The following is a 24,098-nucleotide window of genomic DNA, read 5'->3' on the forward strand; positions in this document are numbered from 1 at the left end:
TTCTGTAATTAAATGATAATGATATTCATTTAATATTTCTGCTCTTTCTTTTAGGTAATAGCCCGATTGAAAATTTTTTCAAAAATAATAGAGTGCATCAAACTTATTTTGATGCACTCATCTCTTTTCTATATTGTGTTGGTAGAACTCCAAAAGTTTCTCTAAACGCTTTTGCAAATTTACTCCCATTAGAATATCCACATAATAATGAAATTTCTAATATAGGAATCTTCTCATTTGAAATAAGCTCCTTTGCTTTCTTCATTTTATACATTTTACTATATGAAAAAATGGTATAACCATAAATGCTCTTAAATCCTTTTTCTAAATCAGTAGTATTCATTCCAACCATTCTAGAAAGACTTTTTATTGTAATAAACTGATCCACTTTGCTTAAAATAATTTTTCTAGCTTCTTTAATCTTCTCCACAGAAGTTTTAGAAAAATAAATTGTCTCATTTTTCTTATAATCTGTTCCTGATATTAAATATAGAATTAATTCAACTACTTTAATCTTCATAAGATAATTTTTATATTCATCTGGCAATACATAAAGTTCTTTAAAAATATGATGTATACTTTGGTTACCATGAGTTATGATACATCTATCAGAACAAAAAACATTTTTGAAGAAAGTATCTCCTTTAAATTCATTTGTTCCAAGCATAATATTTAGATTTTGTAAAAATTCATCTATATAAATCATAACTCTAATTCCAACAAAATGTTTTAAACTAAAGTCACATGAAATTGCCTTTGTTTGATATCCAAATAAAGATATATCACCATCTGCCATATAAGCATACTTTTCATTCCCAAATTTTATCTCAACTTGTCCTTTTAAACAGTAAGTTATTTCAACACAATTGGTTTCAACATTCATCATATTTTTAATAGGATTTTTTAGCTTTAAATCATTATATATAAGCTCTATTCCAGGCATTACTTTAAAACTTTGCATAGTTCCTTCTCCTGCCTGTGATGCAATTTTATAAATTATAGAATCTTTTTTACATATGCGTTCTCCTATAATTTGTTTAAAAAAATCTTTGTCTAAAGACCTCAAAATGATCCACCTATCACAGTAACTACTGCAAATAACGCACTAAAAATGCCTGTTATAACTAAATCTTTAACTGTTAATCTTTGATTTCTTTTAATAATTGTATTTTGCATGATATACCCCCTTTAAATTTTATTTAATTTACTATTTATCATCAAATTGTATTTAACTAATCTTCTTGTTCAACAATTTTATAATAAGTTTTTGCTGTTATCATATAAACTAATATATAAACTATAGCAAAAGTAATCATTGTTCCTAAAGTACATTGTAAAAATATACTTGTATTGCTTATTGCAAATAAAGCTAACATTTTTTTCATTACTTTGAAGGCAAAAACAATATGAATTACAGCTGTAACTAATGGTAAGAAAAATACCATTAATATTTGTTTACTAATAGTCCTTTTAACTTCTTCTTTACTCATACCAACCTTTTGCATTATCTTAAATCTTTCACTATCATCATAGCCTTCTGAAATTTGCTTATAATAAATTATTAAAACTGTAGCCATTGTAAATAATAAACCTAAAAACACACCTATAAATAAGAATCCACCATTAATTGTAAAAAGCTCTTGTCTATCAGTATAAATGCTAGTAAAGTCTCCCTTATACATTTCATTAACCTTACTACTTATATCACTACAAAAATTCATAATATAATTTTTATCACCACTGACATCAAATGAGATGTTATATTTTATACTTTCTAAATCTTCATTAGTCATATCTTTATATATATTTTTTAAAACATCACTATCCTTTACAACAATATAATAACCTTTTATTATAGCAGTATCTTGTTTATTTACGAATCTCAAACTATTAAGTTCATCTTTTATTTTATATTCCTTTTGCCCAATGTTTATAGATTCTTCATTAAAAGTTCCTTCCTGCGAAAATATTAATACCTCATTATTTTCTAAAGAACTATCTTTTCCTTCAATTTGATTGTAATCTTTTAATGTTAACAAAGTTAAACCATATAATCTACTTATATTAGACATATCTTTTTGTGCAACTTCAAAAGCATCTCCATTTTTTATTGTCATCATTTCAATATAATTAAATGTAATCTTATTATCTAAATTTATATTATTATATTTTACTTCTTCATTTATCACATAGTTAATGCTCTCTGCATTTTCATTTGCTCCATTGTCTATAGATATACTTATATCTTGAGGATATTTATCTCTAAGACTATCTTCCTGTCCAACATATAAACATACTGTAGTAGATACTGTTAATAATACTGCTGTACTAAGTATACATATATTAGCAAGTCCTATCGCATTTTGCTTCATTCTATATATCATTCCTGATACTGAAATAAAGTTATTTGTCTTATAAAAAAACTTCTTATTCTTTTTTAATAATTTTAATAAAGCTATACTTCCAGCTCTAAAAGTACTGTATGTTCCAGCCATTACTAAAAGTACAGCTATAAAAAATAATTGAAGTGCTTCTACTGGAGATTTTACTGTAATTGCTATACCATAACCTATCATCAATTCAATAATTCCTGAAATAGCCAAGAATTTTGATGTTTTAGGCACTCTTTCTCCCTTTTCCCCACCTTTTAATAATTCTATAGGATTAGATATTTTAACTTGTATAAAATTCTTAATTAATATAACTATAAAAGTTATATTAAAAATCTTAACCGTAGAAATTATTGCTGGAATTGATATTGAAAAAGATAATGTAACTTTAAATTTCATTAAATTAAGCAATATTAAAAACAATAACTTGCTTATTAGAATTCCACCTATTAATCCTAACACTAAACTTATAACTGCTACTATTAGTGTTTCAAAAAAGAGTACTTTTGCAATATGTTTTTTTTCCATTCCAAGAATATTATAAAGCCCAATTTCTTTTTTTCTACGTTTTATTAAAAAACTATTAGTATAAAATAGAAATATTATAGAAAATATAGCTATTACATATGATGTAAATCCTAATAATGATTTTAATGCATAAGCACCTCTCATTGTGTCTAATCCTTTGTTTAATACCATAGACTTCATAGTATAAAATGTAATTACTGCACAAATTGCCGCTATAATATAAGGAAAATAAGTCTTACCATTCTTCTTCAAATTAGTCAGAGCTAATTTAAAATAAAATGAATTATTCAATTTCAGCACCTCCTGTTGTTAAAACAGTAAGACTGTCTGAAATCTTTTGATACATCTCATCATTATTCATAGCGCCACGATAAATTTGATGAAAAAGCTTTCCATCCTTTATAAATAACACACGACTTGCATGACTAGCTGCTTTAGTGCTATGAGTAACCATTACTATTGTTTGACCTGCTTTATTTATATCTGAAAATAAATCTAATAGTTCAGTAGATGATTTTGAGTCCAATGCTCCTGTTGGTTCATCTGCTAATACTAATTTAGGATTTGTTATAAGTGCTCTTGCCACTGCTGCTCTTTGCTTTTGTCCTCCGGATACTTCATATGGATACTTTTCTAATAAATCTCTAATTCCTAATTTACTAGCAATTGGTTTTAATCTTTCATTCATCTCTTTATATTCTTTTCCTGATAATACTAAAGGTAAAAATATATTATCTTTTAATGAAAATGTATCTAATAAATTAAAATCTTGAAATACAAATCCTAAATGATTTCTACGAAAAGCAGAAATTTCTTTTTCTTTTATATTCACAATATTATTTCCTTCTAATAATACTTCACCATTAGTTGGTTTATCTAATGATGCTAATATATTAAGTAATGTAGTTTTTCCTGAACCTGATTCACCCATAATAGCAACATATTCTCCCTCTTCCACTGAAAATGAAATATCAGATAATGCCTCTACCTTATTTCCACCAAATCTTGTAGTATATATCTTCTTTAAATTTTTAACTTCTAATAATGCCATTTATTATTACCTCCAAATATTTTTGATGTACCTTATTACAAATTAAGTATAATAAAAAAAGAAATGTACTGCCTTAACCTTGACTTACATTTCTCCTTTTAATCTTACAATTGTGTAAGGTTACTCTACTTCAATATTTTTTCTTGAAAAATCAATAGCCACTTTTGTTCCTTTTCCTACTTCTGAAGTAATAAATATTTTATTAGAAAGGTTATTTAAAATTTCTTTACATAAATATAACCCTATTCCCGTAGATTTTTTATTCATTCTGCCATTAAATCCTGTAAATCCTCTTTCAAATACCCTAAATATATCTTCCTCTTCTATTCCAATACCAGTATCTTTAATTATTAAAGTATCTTCTCTTTTCTTATCCATATAAATAGAAATTTTTCCTTCTCTTGTGTATTTTAATGCATTAGATAAAATTTGTTCTAATACAAAACTAAGCCACTTTTCATCAGTAATCACTTTATAATCTATTTGTTCTAAATCTAATGAAATCTTCTTATTTATAAATATCATAGAATGTTTTTTTACTACTTCATGAAGAATATTTTGTAACTCATACTCTTCTAAACGTAAATCACATGACATACTTTCTAATCTAAGATAATGAAGTACCATTTCAACATATTGCTCTATTTTAAATACTTCTTGATCCATAATCTTTTTGTATTTACCAGAATCCATAGATTGCAAAATCATGTGCAATGCAGAAATAGGAGTTTTTATTTGATGAACCCACATTGTATAATAATCTATCATTTCACTACGATTGTTATTAACTTTATGTTCTAACTCTACATTATTTTTATGTAACGCTTTAATAATACTTCGATAGTCTTTTTCTATTAAACTCTTATTTCTAGGTAAATTATCTAACTTTTCTTCTACACCATTGAGAATATCTTTTAAATATATATGCTTATTATAAAACTTATGAAAATCATATACACTAAATAAAAAAGCTAATGTACAAGTTAATAGCATTGAATATAAGACTGGTTCTAATGATATATGATACAAAAGATATACTGTAAAAAATATAAGTATAAATATAAAAAATACCAAAATAGTTTTTAACTTTTCTCTAATATAAGAATATATCATAAATAAAATAGATTCTCTCTTCATATTAATCACCCACTATATATCCAATACCTTTTTTAGTTTTAATAAAATCCTTAAGTTCTATATCTTCTAACTTTTTTCTAAGTCTAGTAACATTAACAGTTAAAGTGTTATCATCAATAAAACTATCACTATTCCAAAGATGCCTCATAATATCGTCACGCGAAACAGTTTTATTTTTATTTTCTAAAAGTATTTGCAGTATCTTAAATTCATTTTTACTTAATTCTATTTTTTTATTATTATATGTAAGAGTTGTATCACCTAAGTTAAGAACAGCTCCATTACTCTCTAAAATATTTGTCTGTCCTTGAAATGAATAAGTTCTTCTAATTAGAGCCTGTACCTTTGCAACTACTACATTTAAATCAAAAGGCTTAGCAATAAAATCGTCTGCCCCCATATTTATAGCCATAATTAAATTCATATTATCACTTGCTGATGATGCAAAAATTATTGGAACTTTAGATATTCTTCTAATCTCTGTACACCAATGAAATCCATTATAAAAAGGTAATGTAATATCTAATATTACTAATTGTGGATCATACTTAATAAAGTCTTCCATAACATTGTTAAAATCAGAAATAATTTCTGCCTCATATCCCCATTTGCATAAATAATTTTTCAAAATACTTGCTATAGTTAGGTCATCTTCTACAATTAATATCTTATACATTATGTCTACTCCTATATCTTAAATTTTTTCTATTATTATTCTGTTAAATGCTCTAACATTTCCTAATTATACCTTATTATTAATAATAAGATAACTCTTTTCTAATCTATTAATCAATATTAAATAAGAACTAGTAACATTAAGCATAATTTAAGTTACTAGTTCTTATATAAGTTATTTATTTTCTTTTCTTTTTAAATATTTTTCCTAATGCTTCAAAACAATTTATAAAATTAATGCTCTCTTTTGCATCTTTTATAGACTGTCTAAATTCTTCATCTCTATAGTTGCATTTTTCTGCTTTATAAACATCTTTCCCATCAATAGAAACAGTAAAATTATATATATTATTCTTTCCATCTATTTTTATTGCTTCACCTTTTCTAAGTTGAATAATCAAATTAAATGTATTTACTTTCTTATTATCTTTTGTAATTTCTTTTTGTTCAGATTTTAGTATTATCCCTATTTTAGCCCTACTTACATAGTGCTCTATATCCTTAATTACTTGTGAATTATATTTACTAAAGTCCATTGTAGCTCCCTCCAATCAATATTCTGTAAGTTATAACCTTTTTACAAATATATTCTGTTAAGTATATTTGTATTACAGATATATGATATTAAAAAACTTCAATAGAAATATCGCTTTATTTTAAATATATCTATACTTTATTTATATATAATTTTTATCTGATTTGCATAGTTATTTTAAAAATAATAGTAATAATATTATCTAAATAAAGAACACTACTAAGGAAAGGATGTGAAATATATATAATGAAAAAATTACTTATTTTTATTTTTATTATTTTTTGTATAATCATAAATACACCTTTAAAAGCCAGTGCATATAAAAGTGAACCAGTTCCTACTGCAAAAATTTACACTGAAGGTATATATCATTTTGATAAAAGTATTGGACAAAAAGTAACATTAAGATTAATCACACCTGAGAAACCAATAACTGTAATAATAATAGAAGATTCAAATGATAAATTAAAATACTATTTTAATCTTAATAATAGTATTAATTTGACAAATGTATTCTTAAATATTCCAATAGATAAACATACTGTAATATTAAAAGGTGAAGGTCAACTTTCTCTTACATTTGAAGAATAATTTTTATTAATCTAAAATAAAAAGCCGTTATGGACTAATGATATAACTCATTCCATAACAGCTTATTTTGTTTATATTACATATATATATTACATATATATATTACTCTTATAGTATTATTATTTTATCCATCTCTTATTTAATAATTCTTTAAGCATTCTTATATTTTCCTCACCTAAAACATCAGAAATTTCTTTTTCTATACTCTCCTTTAATTCTTTGCTTCTTCTACAATAATCTTTACCTTTCTCTGTTAGATCTGTATATTTATTATTGCTTTCATCTATTACAAATTTTAAGTATCCTCTTAGCTCTAATTTTTTAGCACATTTATACATGGCTTGACGAGATATATTAGCTTGCCTAGCAACTTCAGCAATAGATATCTTACCCATTTCAATTTTAGCTAAAAAAAGTGCTTCAGTATGAGAAATCTCCTCATCTTCTACAGCTTCCCATCTATCTTCCACTTCACGTCTGAGTACAATATGTTTTTCGCTTATTAAATCTATTATATTTAAATTACTCTTCATCATTCTCACCTTATTCTTTATTTTCATATATTGTAACATATATTTTTCTGCATTTCAGATTTAATAAGTACCGCACCGAGTCAACTAAGTTGACACAACACAGAATAATTGTTATAATTCATTTTGTCAACTTAGTTGACTTTAAAAATATTTAATATGGGGGAAAATTTTTATTATGGGACAAACAAAATTACAAAAATTTATTTTTACTTTAATGATGTGCTTTGGTATGGTTTTAGGTATGACCATTTATAATATGCTATTAAATGAAGGCTTTCATAGTCAATTCTTTAATAATCTTTTAAAAGATTTTTGGCTTGGATTTATTGTTGCACTTTTATTAGATGTGTTTATTGTCGGTAAAATTGCAAAACCAATTGCACTAAAAATTGTGAAACCTAATAACGAAACTAAACCAATTAAGGTTATATTAACTATCTCATCATGTATGGTAATAGGTATGGTGCTTTGTATGTCTATGTATGGTGCTATAACAGCTGTTGGCTTTAATAGTGGAGCATTAAAAATTTATCCATTATGTATTATTAGAAACTTTATTATGGCATTACCTCTTAATATGCTTATTGTATCTCCAGTTGTAAGATTATCATTTAATAAAGTATTTTCTAATTAATCAAAAAAGACTATTACCATTTTATAATTAACAATAAATAGTAATAGCCTTTTTAGTTTAACAATCTTTATTCAAAAGGTGAATTTTTAAATGGAATAAAGAATCCTTTAGGATGCACACAAACAGGGCATACTTCTGGTGCTTCTGTTCCTTCATAAATATATCCACAATTAGTACACATCCATTGTTCATTATTAATTTTCTTAAATAGATTCCCATTTTCTAATTCATCCGCATATTTTTTGAATCTATTAGAATGAATTTTTTCGATTGAAGCTATCTTATCAAATAATGTTCCAATTTCATCAAATCCTTCTTCTCGTGCAATTTTTGCAAAACCACTATAAATATCATCATGTTCAGCTGCTTCATGCTTTTCTGCTGCTCTTAAAAGAACCAATGTACTTGTTTCTACTTCTGCTGGATACGCTGCTGTTATAGTAATGTCTTCTCCTGAAAATTCTTTTAATCTTTTCATAAATTCTTTTGCATGAGCTTTTTCTTGATTTGCTGTATAGTTAAATAAATCTTGTAAAATAGAATATCCTTCTTTCTTAGCCACTGATGCAGCAATGTTATATCTATTTCTTGCCTGACTTTCTCCCGCAAATGCTCTCATTAAGTTTTCTTTAGTTTGACTTTCGTTAAAATTATTCATAAATATATACCTCCTTGTATAATCTAGTTGTAATATTTTTAACATTCTTATTATTTGAAGATTAAAAATAATTATTCTTTACTTATGTAATAATAAAAATAAATGTATCAACAAAATTAAAATGAGCCATCTCAGCTAATGATTTGAAAAATCATTCTAAGATAGCTCCTTTTATTTTCATTGCTATTTCTTTAACTAAAATTATGCTCTAACTTCAAATACAGACTTTTATGCTGCATCTCTATAATTCTTGACATACTTTCCAAAATCCCATTCTTTTAAGAATTTTTCAGTGCTATCATATCCAGATTTATATAATGCTAAACTCTTTTCTTTTGATAAGTCAAAATCTGTTGTACTCACTCCAAGTGTTGGTATATCTATTGTTCTGACCAAATCCTTATCTCTAATATAATTATCTTCACTATTATGACTAAAAATGCAAGTGCTTAATACATCATATGAATAGTATAAGAAATTAGTCTTACCTTGTGCTGTATAACTTAACTCATTCTCATCAAGGTTAAATCCAAATGTAGGATATTCTGGTTTACCTTCTGAATCAAATATCCATATAGGATAATTAGATAAAATTCCACCATCCACAATAAAATTAGTACCTTTATCAGTATTTAATTCTACTGGCTTAAAGAAGAATGGAATACTCATACTCATTCTTACAGCTTTTGATATTTCAAATTCCATAGGATCTATTCCATATTTTTTAAGATCATCAGGCAATATTAACATAGTGCTATTAGTTATATCAGCAGCAATTATTTTTAATCTTGACTTACCATTGACACATACATCCTTAAATTTAGTTTTTAATTTTGCTTTAAGAAGCTTGTCTATCCATTTTTCAAAGTAATCTCCACTATAAAAACCTTTGTCTGTAAATAAATTGTACATATGAGATGCTTTTTCTAATATATTCCCAGTACTTAATATAGATATATTTTTATCTAAGAAATTATTATAATCTGTATTAAGCATAATCTCTTTTACTTCTGCTGCTGTATATCCTACTGCTAAAAGTGCTGATATTATAGCTCCTGCTGATGTTCCTGCACATCTTTCTATTGAATATCCTTCCTCCTCAAGTTTAGCTATGGCTCCTACGAAAGCTACACCCTTTACTCCTCCGCCTTCAAATACAGCATCAAATTTCTTGTTATCATTATTCATATTTATCATCCCTTCTTATAAATTAAGTTTATTTTTGAAGATTTTTTCAATCGATTGTGTTGTCTTCTATATACTAAAAGATCTCTTCAATTCAAAATGTAAACTTTAACTTATAAAAATTTTAAATATGAAATGTAATAACTTGTCATTTGTTTCATATACCTGATAAACTCTTTTCGCTAATAGATAAATTACAGGTTGTTATTGGTCTTGATCTTGAGATTAAACGCAAACAAAAAGATGCCCCATCCTCGCAAGATTAGCATCCTTTTTGTTAATATATTCCGTTAAATCCAATATCCCTAAAACAAAATAAGCACTATGTGAAAGCAACTAATACCAAATGTAATATTTGGATTATATGCTTTTGTTCTAAGGATTGATTAGTGTTATCATCACTAGGCTTTTTTTATTTATATTCTTCTAATGTCTTTAATATAGTCTCAGTATCGAATGGTTTCTTAATATAACTCTTAGCTCCCAATTCAATACATTCATCTTTAAAATTTTCGTATCCCGACGCTGATACAATAATTACAACTGCTTCAGGATCAATACTCATTATATCAATTAATGTATCAATACCTTCCCTCATAACCGCAGAAATATTCAAATCTAAAGTTACAATATCTGGTTTCTCAGTTTTAAACATCTCTATTGCATCATCTTTAGTTGATGCCTCAAATATCGTATACGAACCTCCTTTTTGAATAATTTTTTTTAAAAACATTCGCATATATGATGAATCATCAATGATTAATACCTTTTTCATACTAAAAACTCCCCTATATCTCTTATTTTTTTAAATTTAATTACTAAATTTTTGAGTATCACCTAATGCATCTACTTAATAAAACAACTCCTTTATTTTAATAAAAAGCCTAGCACATTCATCTATTTCTCTTTTCGTAGTTTTTTCCTCAAGCTTTATTGCTAATTCATAAATAGACGTTATTCTTAAAGTTCCAGTGGAACCTTTTAACTCATGAGTCAACTTTGCTAATTTCTTAAAATCATTACTTTCAATGGCATCATTAATACCTGCCAATAAATTTGGCAAATATTTTATATAGTCTTCAAATATTTCTCTCGCATCATCTTTTTCAAGTCCTGTGATTTCAACAAAATGATCAATATTATTATCTATTATACTAATATAATCAGCTCTAAGCTCCCTCTCTTTAATATTCACTTCTATCATATTAAACATAGTATCAAAATTAATAGGCTTGCTAATATACTCGTCCATTCCAGATTCAATACACTTTTCTGAGTCACCTTCCATGGCATTAGCAGTCATTGCAATAATTGTAGTATGCTTTTTATCTCCTTCAATCAACCTTATTTTAGATGTACATTCATATCCATCCATTATTGGCATCTGGCAATCCATAAAAACAACATCATAATCTTTTTCTGACACTGCTTTTAATGCTTCACTACCATCTACAGCCACATCACAAGTCATATTACGAGATTTAAGCATACTTATAACAATTTTACGATTCATTTCATTGTCTTCAACCAATAAAATCCTCGGTTTTAATGCATTCTTAACTTCTTTAACTACATGTTTCATTATAACTTGATGTTCTTCTTTATCTTCTTTTTTCAATCCCAATGCCATAGCAATACAAGCAAGTAAGTCGTCTCTTCTTACAGGCTTACCCAAATACGATGAAAAGCCATATTCCTTTGCAACTTTAGCCTCTACTTTTTGAGCTACTGAAGTTAAAAGTATTAGTTTAATATCCTTTGCAAAAGGTATTGTTTTTAATGTAGTTGCAAGTTCATAAGCACTCATATCAGACATTTGGTAGTTTATAATAGCAACACTTATTTTGTTTTCTGTATTTGCATTTGAAAAAATTGTGGTCATAGCACTAGTAGCATTTTGGGCTTCAAATACCTTTAAACCATTTCCTTGAATATATGAACTCATAATTTTCCTATTATTCGTATTATCATCAACAATCAAAATATTCACACCATTAAGCTTTTCAAACGCAAATTTCTGCTCTGAAGCTCTCTTAGTAATCTTCAATCTCACATTAAATTTGAAAGTAGATCCTTCCCCTAGTACACTTTCAACATGAATTTTACCACCCATCATTTTGACCAATTCATTAGATATCGCAAGTCCGAGTCCTGTTCCTCCATACTTTCTAGTTGTAGAAGAATCCCCTTGGCTAAAAGATTGAAAGATTGTATTAATATGGTCCTTATGAATTCCAATTCCAGTGTCCTTTACTTGAAAATTAAGCATGGCTGTTCCATTCTCTTCTTCTAAACAATCAACTGTAACAGAAATCTCACCACATTCAGTAAATTTTACTGCATTACTTATAAGATTATTTAATATCTGGCTAAGCCTTGCTGGATCGCCAACAACCTCTTCAGGAACACCTAGGTTAATCATAGTATAAAGTTGAACTCCTTTTTCTGCTGCCTTATGAGCAAGGAGAGAAACTGCATCTTCAATAATATTTCTTAAGTTAAAACCAATATTCTCCATAGTTAACTTTCTAGCTTCGATCTTTGAAAAATCCAATATATCATTAATAATATGTAATAATATCTCTGAAGCGGCTTTTGCTTCACGTATAAATTCTTTTTGTTCTAAAGACATATTAGTTGATTTCAACAATTCAAGAAATCCTAATATTCCATTCATTGGTGTTCTTATTTCATGAGACATATTGGCAAGGAACTGACCCTTTGCTATATTGGCTGCTTCTGCCTGTTCTTTTGCCTTGTATAGCTCAGTTTCTGCTATCCTCTGCTCTGTAATGTCGTCAGCAGTACAAATAATAAACTTAATATTACCTACTTCATCTCTCTGGGGCTTACTTTTAATTTTAAGTAACCTATTTTCACCTTTCCAATTCTTAATCTCAAGTTCTTTTTCTGCCGGCTCATTTTTTTGAAATAAATCCCAGTTATTTTCAGACAACTTATTTGCAGTATCTATATCAAATATATCGTATAAATCTTGATACTCTAAGTTCTTTTTCTTCTTTCCAAAAAATTTTGCATGAGCTTCATTAACAGTTGCATAAGAAGTAACATTCCTCAAAGCCCAAATCTGTGATTCAGAATTATTGAGTAAAATTGCTTGTCCATTAAGAGTTGATTCATACGCTTTTTCATTTATAATTCTTGCTCTTGTATATGAAAAAGCTCTTGAAATATCTCTTAATATTTTTACTTGATCCTCTTCCCATATAATAGGTTTTGACAAACTTTCATAGCCTATAAACCCAATTAATTTGTTTTCATTTTTTAATGGAATTATAAGAGAAGCTTTTATTCCTTCCTTTAAAAAGGCTTCTTCTTCAAATACCGCTTCAGCAGGAAGCTCATCCATATTATTTATTGCAACAAAATCATTATTCTTAATCTCACGTATAAGCCATGGAAGAGCATAAACTACCTCATCTTGTTGTATTTCTCTTTTTGGTTTTATATCTTTTTTATTCCATTGACATTCTATTTGCATAAAAGTAGGGTCTTCAGAAAAATAATAGATATAAATTCTATCCAATTCAAAAAGCAAACCAATTTCTTCTAATGATTTTTTTAACTCAATCTGATAATTAATACTATCTACATCTAAAAATTTCTGAAAAGTATAATTAATTAATTTTAGACAATCATATGAATGTCTAATATTTGTGTACTTATCTTCATAACTCATAAAATCCCTCCAAAAATCTAAATTTCACAAGTTTTTGTAATAAAAATAGTTAATTCTTCTAATAAATCAATTTCATAAGGTTCTAAAAGCATATTTCCTACTTTATCATATATAACTTTTACCACAGGTCGCATTGGCATTGAGTTATTTTGCCTTACAACTAAACCCTTTTCATTTGAACTTAAAATAACTCCACAACCAGTTGGAAATGCAGCTATATTACTAGTAAATTTTTCGACTATTTCTGCATCAAAATAAATGTTACTCATACCTACAAGATATTCAATAACCTCAGATATAGTTTTACTTTCCTCCATATTTCTACCTGATATCAAATTATCAAATACATCACATATAGATACTATCTTTGCAATTTGATTTATTTCATCACATTTTAATTTTAAAGGATAACCACTACCATCACTTCTTTCATGATGCATTAAGGCAACTACCTTGACAGATGCATTCCAAATATACTGCTCTCCTAAAAAATCATATCCAACCTTTGGATGCATTAATCTAATATATTTATCTAATTCTTCCTTAGTCTTAAACTCTGCTAAAAGTTTCTTATCATTCATAATTTTTATCTTACCTATATCGTGCAGTAATGCACCTGCTGCTATATCTTTAAGCTTTAACATACTGTATCCCATATGAGTTCCTATTATTGTAGACAATACACATACATTTACCGAATGCGAATATATATTGTTATCACTTGTACTTATTTCTCCAACATTTATCAAAACACTTTTATTTAATAGTACATCTTCAATAACTGAGTTAACTGAATTCATAACACTTCTATTATCAGTCTTTCCTTCACGACAATATGTTTGAATCATTTGCTTAACAGCATGTTTGCTCATTTGCCTTGTTTTTTGAGAAATGCTTTCTTCAATAATAACATCTTTTGATATATCATCATTAATGTACACTGAATTAATTCCCATTTCTTTAATTTTTTCAATATAATAAGGTTTTAATTTTACTCCAACATTAAGTAAAACCCTGCCTAATTCATCATAAATCTGCCTTCCTAGAATTTCATCTCCTTTGAGGCTCGAGACATTAACAACTCTCATATATCCCTCCAACTTAAATAATTAATTTTTTACTGAATAGTGAAAGTTTCTTATAAAATATACATATCTTTCACACTAAAAATATAGTAATGCTTTAATCACTAAATACAAAAGAAAAACATTATCAGTAACGATTATTATTTAAATATACTAGCATACTCTTACATTTTTAACTACATAAAAAATGTATAAATTACTAATAATATTCTTTCTAACATTATTCTAAACTTTCATACAGTACATTTTATATTTCGTTCTTCTATCCTTCTCCTTGAAGCCTTTATCCTTAATTTTCAATTATTCATTGTATATTGTCAACTTTAAAAACATCTAATATCAGACTTTATCAACATTTCATGGTTCAAAAGTCCTATAAATTCCTATCAATATAAAAATAGCCTTAAACAAGTATTTTCAATGTTTAAGACTACTTTTTGTATTTACTTATGGTATGATTTTATATAAATAATCCTAAACTATCTAATTTTTAAAAATTCTTCTTTTAATTCTCTTGTGGCTTTTTCAATATCTTTTTGTGCTATAATAGCCGATACTATAGCTAATCCATCTATATTTATTCCATTAAAATCTTTAATTCGTTCCTTATTTATTCCCCCTATCACAACTACAGGTATTGATACTTTTTTCATTATTTTCTTTAATTCATTCATAGTTGTTGACGTTGCATCTTTCTTAGTTCCAGTTGAATACATTGCTCCAACCCCTATATAATCTGCGCTATCTTTTTGTGCCTTTAAGGCTTCATCTAAATTACCAGCTGAAACTCCAAGAATTTTATCTTCTCCAATTATATTTCTCACAATAGTTGCTGGTAAATCGCTTTGTCCTATATGAATTCCATCTGCATCAACAGCTAAAGCTATATCAACTCTATCATTTATTATTAATGGTATATTGTATTTTTGTGTTATTTTTTTTATTTTTAATGCTGTTTCATAAAAATCATGCGATGAACATTCTTTTTCTCTTAGTTGAACTAATGTAGCTCCTCCAAGTATTGATTGTTCTACAGCCTCCTCTAAAGTTTCAGTGCTCATTAAATCCCTATCTGTAACAAGATAAATACTATAATCTATTTTATTATTCATAAACTCTCCTCATTTCAATAACATATTTTTAAATTCCACAATTGAATTTATTCCTATACTATCAATTTTCAATTCTCACTTCTCAATTAATCTTTACCCTCGCCTTTTCCTTTATAATATTTTCATTCATCATACTAATAGCATCAATAAGTGAAATGTGGAAAGTTCCCATTCCAATTCCCTTAGATTTTTCATACGCGATTTCACCACTTATACCCATTGTTAAAATTGCACATATGGCTGCTATAAAATAATCATCACTAGCTCCAGCAAAGACCCCGCATAATGCACTACTCATGCATCCTGTCCCAGTAATATTTGCAAGCATTTTATGGCCATTAGATAAAACTACATTTCTTTTTCCATCTGAAATAATATCATCTACTCCTGTAATTGCTACTGTACAATTTAATTTTTTTGCTAACTCTTGTGCTACTATTACTTTTTTATCATTACTCATGTTCATATCACTTTCCGAAGCATCAACACCTTTTGTTTCAGAACTTAATCCGCATATAAATTTGATTTCAGAAATATTTCCCCTAATTATATCTATCTTTACTTCACTTAATATCTTTTCTGCACTTTCATTTCTAAAATTAGCAACACCTGCTCCAACAGGATCAAAAATAACTGGTACATTATTTTTATTAGCACTCTTTCCTGCAAGAATCATAGCTTCAACCATATCATCACTTATAACTCCCATATTCAAAACTACTGCTGATGAAATACTTGCAATTTCTTCAACTTCTTTAACATAATCAGCCATAGTTGGAGAACCACCAACTGCTAAAATCACATTTGCACAATCTGTAGCTGTTATATAATTAGTTATACTATGTACTAATGGTTTTTTTTCCCTAACCTCTGCTAATAAGCTTCCAACCTTATCTAATATTTCATTAATCATTAATTTTACATCTCCTTTTTAATAATAGTGTATTTATTTTAATAAAATTTATAAAAATGATGTGTTGGACCTACACCATTTCCTATTGAAAAACCATTTTCTATTGCACCTGTTATATATTCTTTTGCATTTATAACTGATTCTTTAATATCTAATCCCTTTGCTAAGTTTGCTGCAATTGCTGATGATAAAGTACATCCTGTCCCATGAGTGTGAACTGTATTTATTCTTTTTTGTGGAAGGAAAACAAACTCATCTCCATAAAGCAATAAATCAGTTGCATCATCTTCTAAATGTCCACCTTTAACCAACACATACTTTGGTCCTAATTCTTGTAATTTCTTAGCTGCTTCTTTCATTTCATCTAAATTGCTTATTTTCATTCCTAATATCTCTTCTGCTTCTGGAAGGTTTGGAGTTATTAAAGTTGCTAATGGAAATAATTCTTCAATTAATACCTCTTTAGCATCTGGAGATAATAAATTAAATCCACTTTTCGAAATCATAACTGGATCTAAGACTACCTTAGGTAAATTTTCAATTTTTCTCAAACCTCTTGATATAGCTTTTATAGATTCAATTTTTGAAACCATACCTATCTTTATTGCATCCACAATAATGTCATCAAAAATAACATTTATTTGTGATTCAATAATTTCTGGATTTATATCTTGTATTCCAAAAACCCCCATTGTATTTTGTGCTGTTATTGCTGTAATAACGCTCATTCCATATACCCCATTGGCTGAAAAAGATTTTAAATCAGCTTGAATACCTGCGCCTCCACAACTATCTGATCCTGCTATAGTTAATGCCTTAAACATTTTTCTTCATCCTCTCTTCATTACCTATATTTAACCAAAAAAAATGTAGCCCAAGGGCTACATAATATAAACTATTTTGTCTTATATTTATCCTTCCCTCCGTTGGTACTAGCCAAATCAGGTTATAAGGGTCTAGGAAATCACTTTTTCCAATCTCAGCTGATATATCAGCACCCCTAGTTATTAATTCAATATTTTGTTTTCTATAATATTTAGATTATACCATTAATGTAAAAAAATCAAGAAAATCTATTATAATAAATTAATCTATTCCTCACCAAAAACTTGTTTTTTAAGTCTTAATGCAGTAGGTGTTGTTGCTATTCCGCCCATTGCAGTTTCTCTTAATGCTGGTGGTAAGCTTTTTCCTACCTTGTACATAGCAGTTACAGCTTCATCAAATGGTATTTTAGCTTCAATACCTGCCATAACCATATCTGCAGTGCAAAGTGCTGTTATTGCTCCTTGTGCATTTCTTTTTGCACATGGTATTTCAACTAAACCTGCAACGGGATCACATACTAATCCTAATATATTTTGAAGTATTATAGAACCAGCATCCAAGCTCATCTTTGGAGTTCCACCCATCATTTCTACAACAGCTGCTGCTCCCATGGCTGATGCTGAACCACACTCAGCTTGGCAACCTCCTTCTGCTCCAGATAATGTTGCATTAAGACCTATAATAAGCCCAACTGCTGCTGCCGCTAATAATCCTTTTATAAGTTCATCTTCATTTAATTCAAGAATTTCCCCTGCTGCTAAAATAACAGCTGGAAGTATCCCACATGATCCAGCTGTAGGACATGCTACTATTTTACCCATAGATGCATTTACTTCTGATGAAGCAAGTGCCATTGCCATAGCTATTGTAGTTGCTCTACCAGTCAATGTTTTCTTAGATTTTGAATACTCATATAACTTATGTCCATCTCCACCAATAAGACCACTAACAGAATATACTTCTTTTTCTGTTCCTTCCTTTGCTGCAGCTATCATAACATTTAAATTTTTTCTCATTTTTTCTATTACTTCTTCTCTTGTCAACCCTTTTTCTTCAACTTCACATCTTATAGCATATTCACTTAAAGATATATTATTTTCCTTACAAATTTTTAATAGCTCTTCCCCTGTTCTTGCAAGCATTTTTACTCACCTTCCTTTGCTGGACTTATTGAAATAATCCTATTTACTAACTCTAACTTTTCTATTTCGTTTATAGCTTTTTCACTAACTTTGTTATCCATTTCAAAAATCATTGTAGCATCTTTACCTTTATGGTTTCTAAAAACTTTCATAAAAGCTACATTTATATTTTCCTTTGATAAAATACTAGTTACACTATGTATAACTCCTGGTAAATCTCTTTGAGAAACTATTAACGTTTCATAATTTCCAGTAAACTCAACTGGATTACCATTAACTTCAGAAATTTGAATATTTCCACCACCAATAGATGATCCAACAACTTCACAATATGTATCCTTTACTGTATTCATTAAAAATTTAACTGTATTAGGATGTACATCACCTAAATCAGCTTCTTTAAATGAAAAATTCATTCCTCTTTCTCTTGCTATTTCCATAGAATCTCTAAGTCTTTCATCACTTGGTTCCATGCCTAAAATACCTGCAACTAAAGCCCTATCTGTTCCATGCCCTTTATATGTTTTACCAAAAGAACCATGTAATAAGAATGTTACTTCCTTTATTTCATTACCAGCTATTATTCTTGCAATTTTTCCAAGTCTTGCAGCTCCTGCTGTATGAGAACTAGATGGACCTATCATTATTGGTCCTAAAATATCAAAAACACCTAAACTTTTCATAAACATTACTTAGTAAAATATAATAACATTTTACTAAATACCCCCTCTCATTAACATTTTATTTAAAAATTTATTTATAAAAATTAAAATTCAATTTATTATCCATATATAGAATGCATAATTTAATTAATATAGTCAAGGGGTAAGAAAAAAGATATGTTTTTAAATTTAAAACATATCTTATTAAGGTAAGGCACATTCAAATAAATAACTAGTTAGTATGATTGTTATTTATTTTCATATGCCTAATATATTTAATACTCATAGAAACAACTTCCGCCTATAAATTCCCTAAGTATTGAATTCATAGGTACATAACTAGAATCTACTTCTTTAAAGAAATTTAATATAGATTTTAATCTTGCTGCTTCTGTATATACTGGACTATCTTCCTTAACCTTATTTAATTCTTTTAATGCATAAGGTTTTAATAATCCTAATTCATACACTAATGTTGAATTAAACATGACATCAGCTTTATCTTGATAAACAAATATATTATTTTTTTCTCCTTTTTTTATTGAAGGCCACATTTTAAGGGTTGCTTCTGCATCATGCCCTCTACTTAATGAGTCTCTAACTATTCTTCTAACTTTTCGAACATCCGTTGTTGATATTCTATTATGATTATCTAAATTTAATTGAGTCAATGCTGAAATATATACTTTGAAAATTTTATTTTGATCAACGTCTGATGTTAATATAGGATTTAATCCGTGAATTCCTTCTAATATTAATACACCATTTTCATGTAATTTTATCTTATTCCCATTCCATTCTCTTTTTCCTGTTAAAAAATTATAAGTAGGAATATCAACAACTTCGCCATTCATTAAAGCTGTAAGTGATTTATTAATTAATTCTAAATCTAACGCATAAATAGATTCATAATCATAATCTCCATTTTTATCTTTAGGTGTATTTACTCGCTCTACAAAATAATCATCTAATGACAATGATTGAGGCACTAATCCATTAACTTTAAGTTGTATTGCAAGTCTATTGGCAAATGTAGTTTTTCCTGAAGATGATGGGCCTGCAATAAGAACTATTTTAGAATCTTTTTTGTTCGCTATTTGATCTGCTATATTAGCAATCTTCTTTTCATGTAATGCTTCTGAAGTTAATATTAAACTTTGTACTTCATTACTAGAAAGTTTTTCATTTAAAGTTCCTACTTCTCCAATATCTAATATACTAAGCCATTTTTCTGTTTCAAAAAATATATTTCTTAACTTTCTTTCTTCTTTATATTGTGGAAGTTCATTTAAATTTTCTTTTTCAGGGCTTCTTAATATAAATCCTGATTCATAATAAATTAAATCAAAAGCTTTTATAACTCCTGTTGAATATGCCATATGACCATAAAAGTAATCATATCTATCTTCTAATTCATATAATCTTACCTCATTAAGATTAGAATATTGTAAAAGTGAAATTTTATCTTCCATTCCATATTTCTTAAATATATTAATAGCTTCATTTTTAGAAACTTTTATGCTATTTATAGGTACATCTGTTGAAATAATTTCCTTCATTTTCTCTTTAATTAAGTTTATATCTTTGTCGCTTAAAGGATTTTCTTTGATTATTTCTCCAAATAATCCCTTACTGATTGAATGTTCTATCTTAATTTTTGAATTTGGAAATAAATCTAACGTAGCTTTAATAAATATGAATTGTAAAGTTCTCGTATATATATTTAATCCAATTTCTGTGTTAAATGGTATTGCTTCTATTTTTCCACATTCGTCAATAATTTCTCTTAATTCATGATATTTTCCATTTAGTTTACATAATGCTATATTATTAACTTCTAATATATCTTTAGATAATATATCATAAAAAGTATTAGTAGAATTCAGTTCTTTATTATTGATATTATAGGCTATTGAATTCATTAATTATCTCCTCCATAAAATTCTAGTTGTCCTATATTATATTATATCTAATTTCCCATAAAAAGATAAATTTATTTTCTATTTTGCATATTCCAACGAAATATTACAAATATTATCTATGCGAGGTGTTTTATATGTTTATCATTTTTATTAGAACTACAATCTTATATTCTTTAGTAGTTGTAGTAATGCGTTTAATGGGAAAACGTCAGATAGGTGAACTTGAACCTTATGAATTTGTAATAACTATTATGATTTCAGATTTGGCCGCTTTACCAATGCAAGATTCTAGACTTCCATTATTACTTGGTATAATTCCAATTATTACATTACTATTTTTAAAAACTATGCTTAGTGTAATAGACTTAAAGTCCCAACGTGCTAGAAAAATTATTGATGGTGAGCCAACTATATTAATATATAATGGCAAAATAAATTATATTGCACTAAAAAAACAACAATTAAATATAGATGAATTATTAGAAGAATTAAGAATTGCAAATTATTTTAATCTTGATGAAATTCAATGTGCCATTTTAGAAAATGGAGGGCAACTATCAATTTTGCCTAAAGATTATAATTCACAATCTCAATCAAAATCTAGTGACAATACTGCTAAAACAAAGGAGGTAAAATTACCTAAGGTATTAGTATCTGATGGAAAAATAAATAACAATGCTTTAACAAGTATAAAAAAAGATAAAGACTGGATACTTAATGTCCTTAAAAATCATAATATAAATTCAATTAAGGATGTTTTAATAGCTATGTATGATACTGAAGGCAATTTTAAATATCAACTTTATAATGATTATGATAAGGAGGGTAATTAATGAAGAATGTTAAAGCTTCAATACTACTTTTTCTTTTTATAATGATATTTGTTTATTTTGCTAATGTCTCAATATTAAAATTATGCGATAATATTGAAAATGTTACAGAAGAAATAGAACTTAATATTATTGAAGGTAAAAATGAAGATGCTTATATAAAGTCAATAGAATTAATGGATATGATTCAAAATAAAAACTTTATAACTTCAGTATATCTTAGTCATCAAGAAGTAGATATACTTGTTACTGATTCAGCCAAACTTTCAGTGTATTTATCTCATAATGATACATCTGAGGCAAACGCTACATTACATGCATTGAAATACAGTTCTAGAAATATGAGAAAATTACAAATTCCTAATCTAGAAAATATATTATAAAATATAATTATTATGTAAATTAATTATAATAATTAAAATATATTCCAAAAAACACTGCATATATAATGATTTTTTTTAATTTTAACTCGTTAAATGTAGAAAATACAAGCAGTATAGTTTATAATTGATTTTATACGGTTAACTTTAATCGTGAACCATAATTTGAAAATTTGAAAGGTGGTACAATTAACATGGCATTAGTTACTACAAAAGAAATGTTTAAAAAAGCTTACGAAGGTGGATATTCTATCGGTGCTTTCAACATCAACGATATGGAAATAATCCAAGGTGTTATTAATGGAGCAAAAGCTAGAAATTCAGCAGTAATTCTTCAATGTTCAACTGGAGCAATTAAATATGCTGGAGCTAACTACTTAAAAGCAATGGTAGATGCTGCTATAGCTGAAACTGGAGTAGACGTTGCTCTTCACTTAGATCACGGTCCAAGTTTTGAAGCTGTTAAAGAAGTTATAGATGCTGGTTTCACATCAGTAATGTTTGACGGATCTCATTTTGATTATGAAGAAAATGTTAAGAAAACAAAGGAAGTTGTAGACTACGCTCACGCTAGAGGAGTTGTTGTTGAAGCTGAACTTGGAGTATTAGCAGGAGTTGAAGATGACGTTGTTGCTGATTCTCACGTTTATACTGATCCAGATCAAGCTGTTGATTTTGTTAACAGAACTGGAGTTGATTCATTAGCTATAGCTATCGGAACTTCACACGGAGCTGTTAAATTCCCACCAGATGCTAAACCAGAACTAAAGTTCAACATATTAGAAGAAATTCAAGCTAAATTACCTGGTTACCCAATCGTTCTTCATGGTGCATCAGCTGTTGATGCTAACACAGTTGCAACTTGTAATGAATTCGGTGGAAAAATAGCAAACGCTAAAGGTATTCCAGTTGATATGTTAAGAAAAGCTTCTTCAATGGCTGTATGTAAAATAAATATGGATACAGACTTAAGATTAGCTATGACTGCTGCAATAAGAAAAACTTTCGGAGAAAAACCAGAAGTTTTCGATCCAAGAGCTTATCTTGGTGCTGCAAGAACTGCAATCCAAGAAGTTGTTGAATCAAAGATTGATAACATCTTAGGATCAGCTGATTCTATGAAATAATACTTTTTTTAAAAGATGAGGGTTTATACCTCATCTTTTTTTTATTTGGCTCTGTTTTAGTAGAGTGTTGATATATGCATAAGCAAAGTGGGCGGAGCAATTGAACTTTTCCTATTGCATATATTAACACACATTTAAAACAGAGCCTTTTATTTTATACTATATTTTAAAGTGAATATTAATATTAATATTAATATTCACAGCAGTAATATTTTTAAATCTACTTAAGTTAAATCTTGATTCTTTAAATTCTTCATTAAAAGTTAAGTTAAATTATCCCACCTATGTAATAATAACATTATTATCATCCTCCTATTTTATATTTATGCATTTATTATGAATATTTATATATTCCCTTTGTATATTTTTACATATATCTTTATAATTATTAATTTAGTATTTTTTTCATTTTATCATTTTTATAATTACTAATTGAATTTATATTACCATTTTATATTATTTCATTAAAAAACACCCCTA

General features: G+C 27.5%; 23 protein-coding genes and 1 riboswitch. Of the genes, 5 read left to right on the forward strand and 18 right to left on the reverse strand.

Translation table 11 applies throughout. The annotated features are described in order from the left end of the window. Positions 1–103 precede the first annotated feature (103 nt). From RGC78_RS07680 to RGC78_RS07705, 6 genes are all read right to left on the reverse strand, one after another. Entirely contained in the window at positions 104–1,066 is a 963-nt protein-coding gene (locus RGC78_RS07680) for a helix-turn-helix domain-containing protein (RefSeq protein WP_252211892.1), read from the reverse strand. A 166-nt stretch (positions 1,067–1,232) separates the two neighbouring features. After that, complete coding sequence (locus RGC78_RS07685; RefSeq protein ID WP_252211890.1) at positions 1,233–3,209, reverse strand: FtsX-like permease family protein; 1,977 nt, start codon at positions 3,207–3,209, stop codon at positions 1,233–1,235. Beyond that, the gene (locus tag RGC78_RS07690; RefSeq protein WP_252231797.1) at positions 3,202–3,969 is read right to left on the reverse strand and encodes an ABC transporter ATP-binding protein; all 768 of its coding nucleotides are present in this window, start codon (positions 3,967–3,969) and stop codon (positions 3,202–3,204) included. Before RGC78_RS07690 ends, RGC78_RS07685 begins: the two co-directional genes overlap by 8 nt. Before the next feature lie 120 nt (positions 3,970–4,089). Beyond that, positions 4,090–5,106 (reverse strand): sensor histidine kinase, encoded by a 1,017-nt coding sequence (locus tag RGC78_RS07695; RefSeq protein WP_309556355.1) that lies wholly within the window; start codon positions 5,104–5,106, stop codon positions 4,090–4,092. A gap of 1 nt (position 5,107) precedes the next feature. Next, on the reverse strand, positions 5,108–5,782 hold the full coding sequence (locus RGC78_RS07700) for a response regulator transcription factor (protein WP_252231795.1): 675 nt from the start codon (positions 5,780–5,782) through the stop codon (positions 5,108–5,110). A gap of 178 nt (positions 5,783–5,960) precedes the next feature. After that, positions 5,961–6,317: a hypothetical protein gene (locus RGC78_RS07705; RefSeq protein ID WP_252226563.1), complete on the reverse strand. Its 357-nt coding sequence runs from the start codon at positions 6,315–6,317 to the stop codon at positions 5,961–5,963. Between the two features lie 245 nt (positions 6,318–6,562). On the opposite strand from RGC78_RS07705, the gene RGC78_RS07710 reads away from it, so the two are divergent. Beyond that, the gene (locus tag RGC78_RS07710; RefSeq protein WP_309556357.1) at positions 6,563–6,907 is read left to right on the forward strand and encodes a hypothetical protein; all 345 of its coding nucleotides are present in this window, start codon (positions 6,563–6,565) and stop codon (positions 6,905–6,907) included. Between the two features lie 119 nt (positions 6,908–7,026). Here the strand turns inward: RGC78_RS07710 and RGC78_RS07715 are convergent, their stop codons facing one another. Continuing rightward, positions 7,027–7,440 carry a MarR family winged helix-turn-helix transcriptional regulator gene (locus tag RGC78_RS07715; RefSeq protein ID WP_252226567.1) on the reverse strand — a complete coding sequence of 138 codons (414 nt, stop codon included), beginning with the start codon at positions 7,438–7,440 and terminating at the stop codon, positions 7,027–7,029. A 175-nt stretch (positions 7,441–7,615) separates the two neighbouring features. Here RGC78_RS07715 and RGC78_RS07720 point away from each other — a divergent pair, with 175 nt between their 5' ends. Then, the gene (locus tag RGC78_RS07720) at positions 7,616–8,074 is read left to right on the forward strand and encodes a DUF2798 domain-containing protein (RefSeq protein WP_252211879.1); all 459 of its coding nucleotides are present in this window, start codon (positions 7,616–7,618) and stop codon (positions 8,072–8,074) included. A gap of 67 nt (positions 8,075–8,141) precedes the next feature. Here the strand turns inward: RGC78_RS07720 and rbr are convergent, their stop codons facing one another. From rbr to RGC78_RS07775, 11 genes are all read right to left on the reverse strand, one after another. Beyond that, positions 8,142–8,732 carry a rubrerythrin gene (rbr, locus tag RGC78_RS07725; RefSeq protein ID WP_252211878.1) on the reverse strand — a complete coding sequence of 197 codons (591 nt, stop codon included), beginning with the start codon at positions 8,730–8,732 and terminating at the stop codon, positions 8,142–8,144. A 228-nt stretch (positions 8,733–8,960) separates the two neighbouring features. Continuing rightward, positions 8,961–9,920 (reverse strand): patatin-like phospholipase family protein, encoded by a 960-nt coding sequence (locus RGC78_RS07730; protein WP_252211877.1) that lies wholly within the window; start codon positions 9,918–9,920, stop codon positions 8,961–8,963. Between the two features lie 409 nt (positions 9,921–10,329). Further along, positions 10,330–10,692, reverse strand: coding sequence for a response regulator (locus RGC78_RS07735; protein WP_252211876.1), 363 nt, complete (start codon positions 10,690–10,692; stop codon positions 10,330–10,332). A 75-nt stretch (positions 10,693–10,767) separates the two neighbouring features. Then, positions 10,768–13,617, reverse strand: a complete 2,850-nt coding sequence (locus RGC78_RS07740) for a response regulator (protein WP_252211875.1) — start codon at positions 13,615–13,617, stop codon at positions 10,768–10,770. A gap of 17 nt (positions 13,618–13,634) precedes the next feature. After that, positions 13,635–14,705, reverse strand: a complete 1,071-nt coding sequence (locus RGC78_RS07745; protein ID WP_252226581.1) for an HD-GYP domain-containing protein — start codon at positions 14,703–14,705, stop codon at positions 13,635–13,637. A gap of 476 nt (positions 14,706–15,181) precedes the next feature. Continuing rightward, positions 15,182–15,814: a thiamine phosphate synthase gene (gene thiE, locus RGC78_RS07750; RefSeq protein ID WP_309556359.1), complete on the reverse strand. Its 633-nt coding sequence runs from the start codon at positions 15,812–15,814 to the stop codon at positions 15,182–15,184. A gap of 82 nt (positions 15,815–15,896) precedes the next feature. Then, complete coding sequence (thiM, locus tag RGC78_RS07755; protein ID WP_309556361.1) at positions 15,897–16,727, reverse strand: hydroxyethylthiazole kinase; 831 nt, start codon at positions 16,725–16,727, stop codon at positions 15,897–15,899. Positions 16,728–16,765: 38 nt separating this feature from the next. Further along, on the reverse strand, positions 16,766–17,551 hold the full coding sequence (gene thiD, locus RGC78_RS07760) for a bifunctional hydroxymethylpyrimidine kinase/phosphomethylpyrimidine kinase (RefSeq protein ID WP_309556362.1): 786 nt from the start codon (positions 17,549–17,551) through the stop codon (positions 16,766–16,768). A gap of 76 nt (positions 17,552–17,627) precedes the next feature. Then, positions 17,628–17,739: riboswitch (TPP riboswitch) on the reverse strand. 79 nt (positions 17,740–17,818) lie between these two features. Then, positions 17,819–18,697: an L-serine ammonia-lyase, iron-sulfur-dependent, subunit alpha gene (gene sdaAA / locus RGC78_RS07765; protein WP_252211870.1), complete on the reverse strand. Its 879-nt coding sequence runs from the start codon at positions 18,695–18,697 to the stop codon at positions 17,819–17,821. 2 nt (positions 18,698–18,699) lie between these two features. Next, on the reverse strand, positions 18,700–19,380 hold the full coding sequence (gene sdaAB, locus RGC78_RS07770; protein WP_309556363.1) for an L-serine ammonia-lyase, iron-sulfur-dependent subunit beta: 681 nt from the start codon (positions 19,378–19,380) through the stop codon (positions 18,700–18,702). A 254-nt stretch (positions 19,381–19,634) separates the two neighbouring features. Next, on the reverse strand, positions 19,635–21,281 hold the full coding sequence (locus RGC78_RS07775; protein ID WP_309556365.1) for a nucleoside kinase: 1,647 nt from the start codon (positions 21,279–21,281) through the stop codon (positions 19,635–19,637). A gap of 134 nt (positions 21,282–21,415) precedes the next feature. On the opposite strand from RGC78_RS07775, the gene RGC78_RS07780 reads away from it, so the two are divergent. The 3 genes from RGC78_RS07780 to fba all read left to right on the forward strand — a co-directional run bounded on the left by RGC78_RS07780 (position 21,416) and on the right by fba (position 23,618). Further along, entirely contained in the window at positions 21,416–22,114 is a 699-nt protein-coding gene (locus tag RGC78_RS07780; protein WP_252211867.1) for a DUF421 domain-containing protein, read from the forward strand. Continuing rightward, positions 22,114–22,494, forward strand: a complete 381-nt coding sequence (locus tag RGC78_RS07785) for a DUF4363 family protein (protein WP_252211866.1) — start codon at positions 22,114–22,116, stop codon at positions 22,492–22,494. Before RGC78_RS07780 ends, RGC78_RS07785 begins: the two co-directional genes overlap by 1 nt. 191 nt (positions 22,495–22,685) lie before the next feature. Next, a complete protein-coding gene (gene fba, locus RGC78_RS07790; protein WP_252211865.1) occupies positions 22,686–23,618 on the forward strand; it encodes a class II fructose-1,6-bisphosphate aldolase in 933 nt (310 codons plus the stop codon). Positions 23,619–24,098 lie beyond the last annotated feature (480 nt).

The organism is Clostridium aquiflavi, from assembly GCF_031344075.1.
GTDB classification, from domain to species: Bacteria; Bacillota; Clostridia; order Clostridiales; family Clostridiaceae; genus Clostridium; species Clostridium aquiflavi.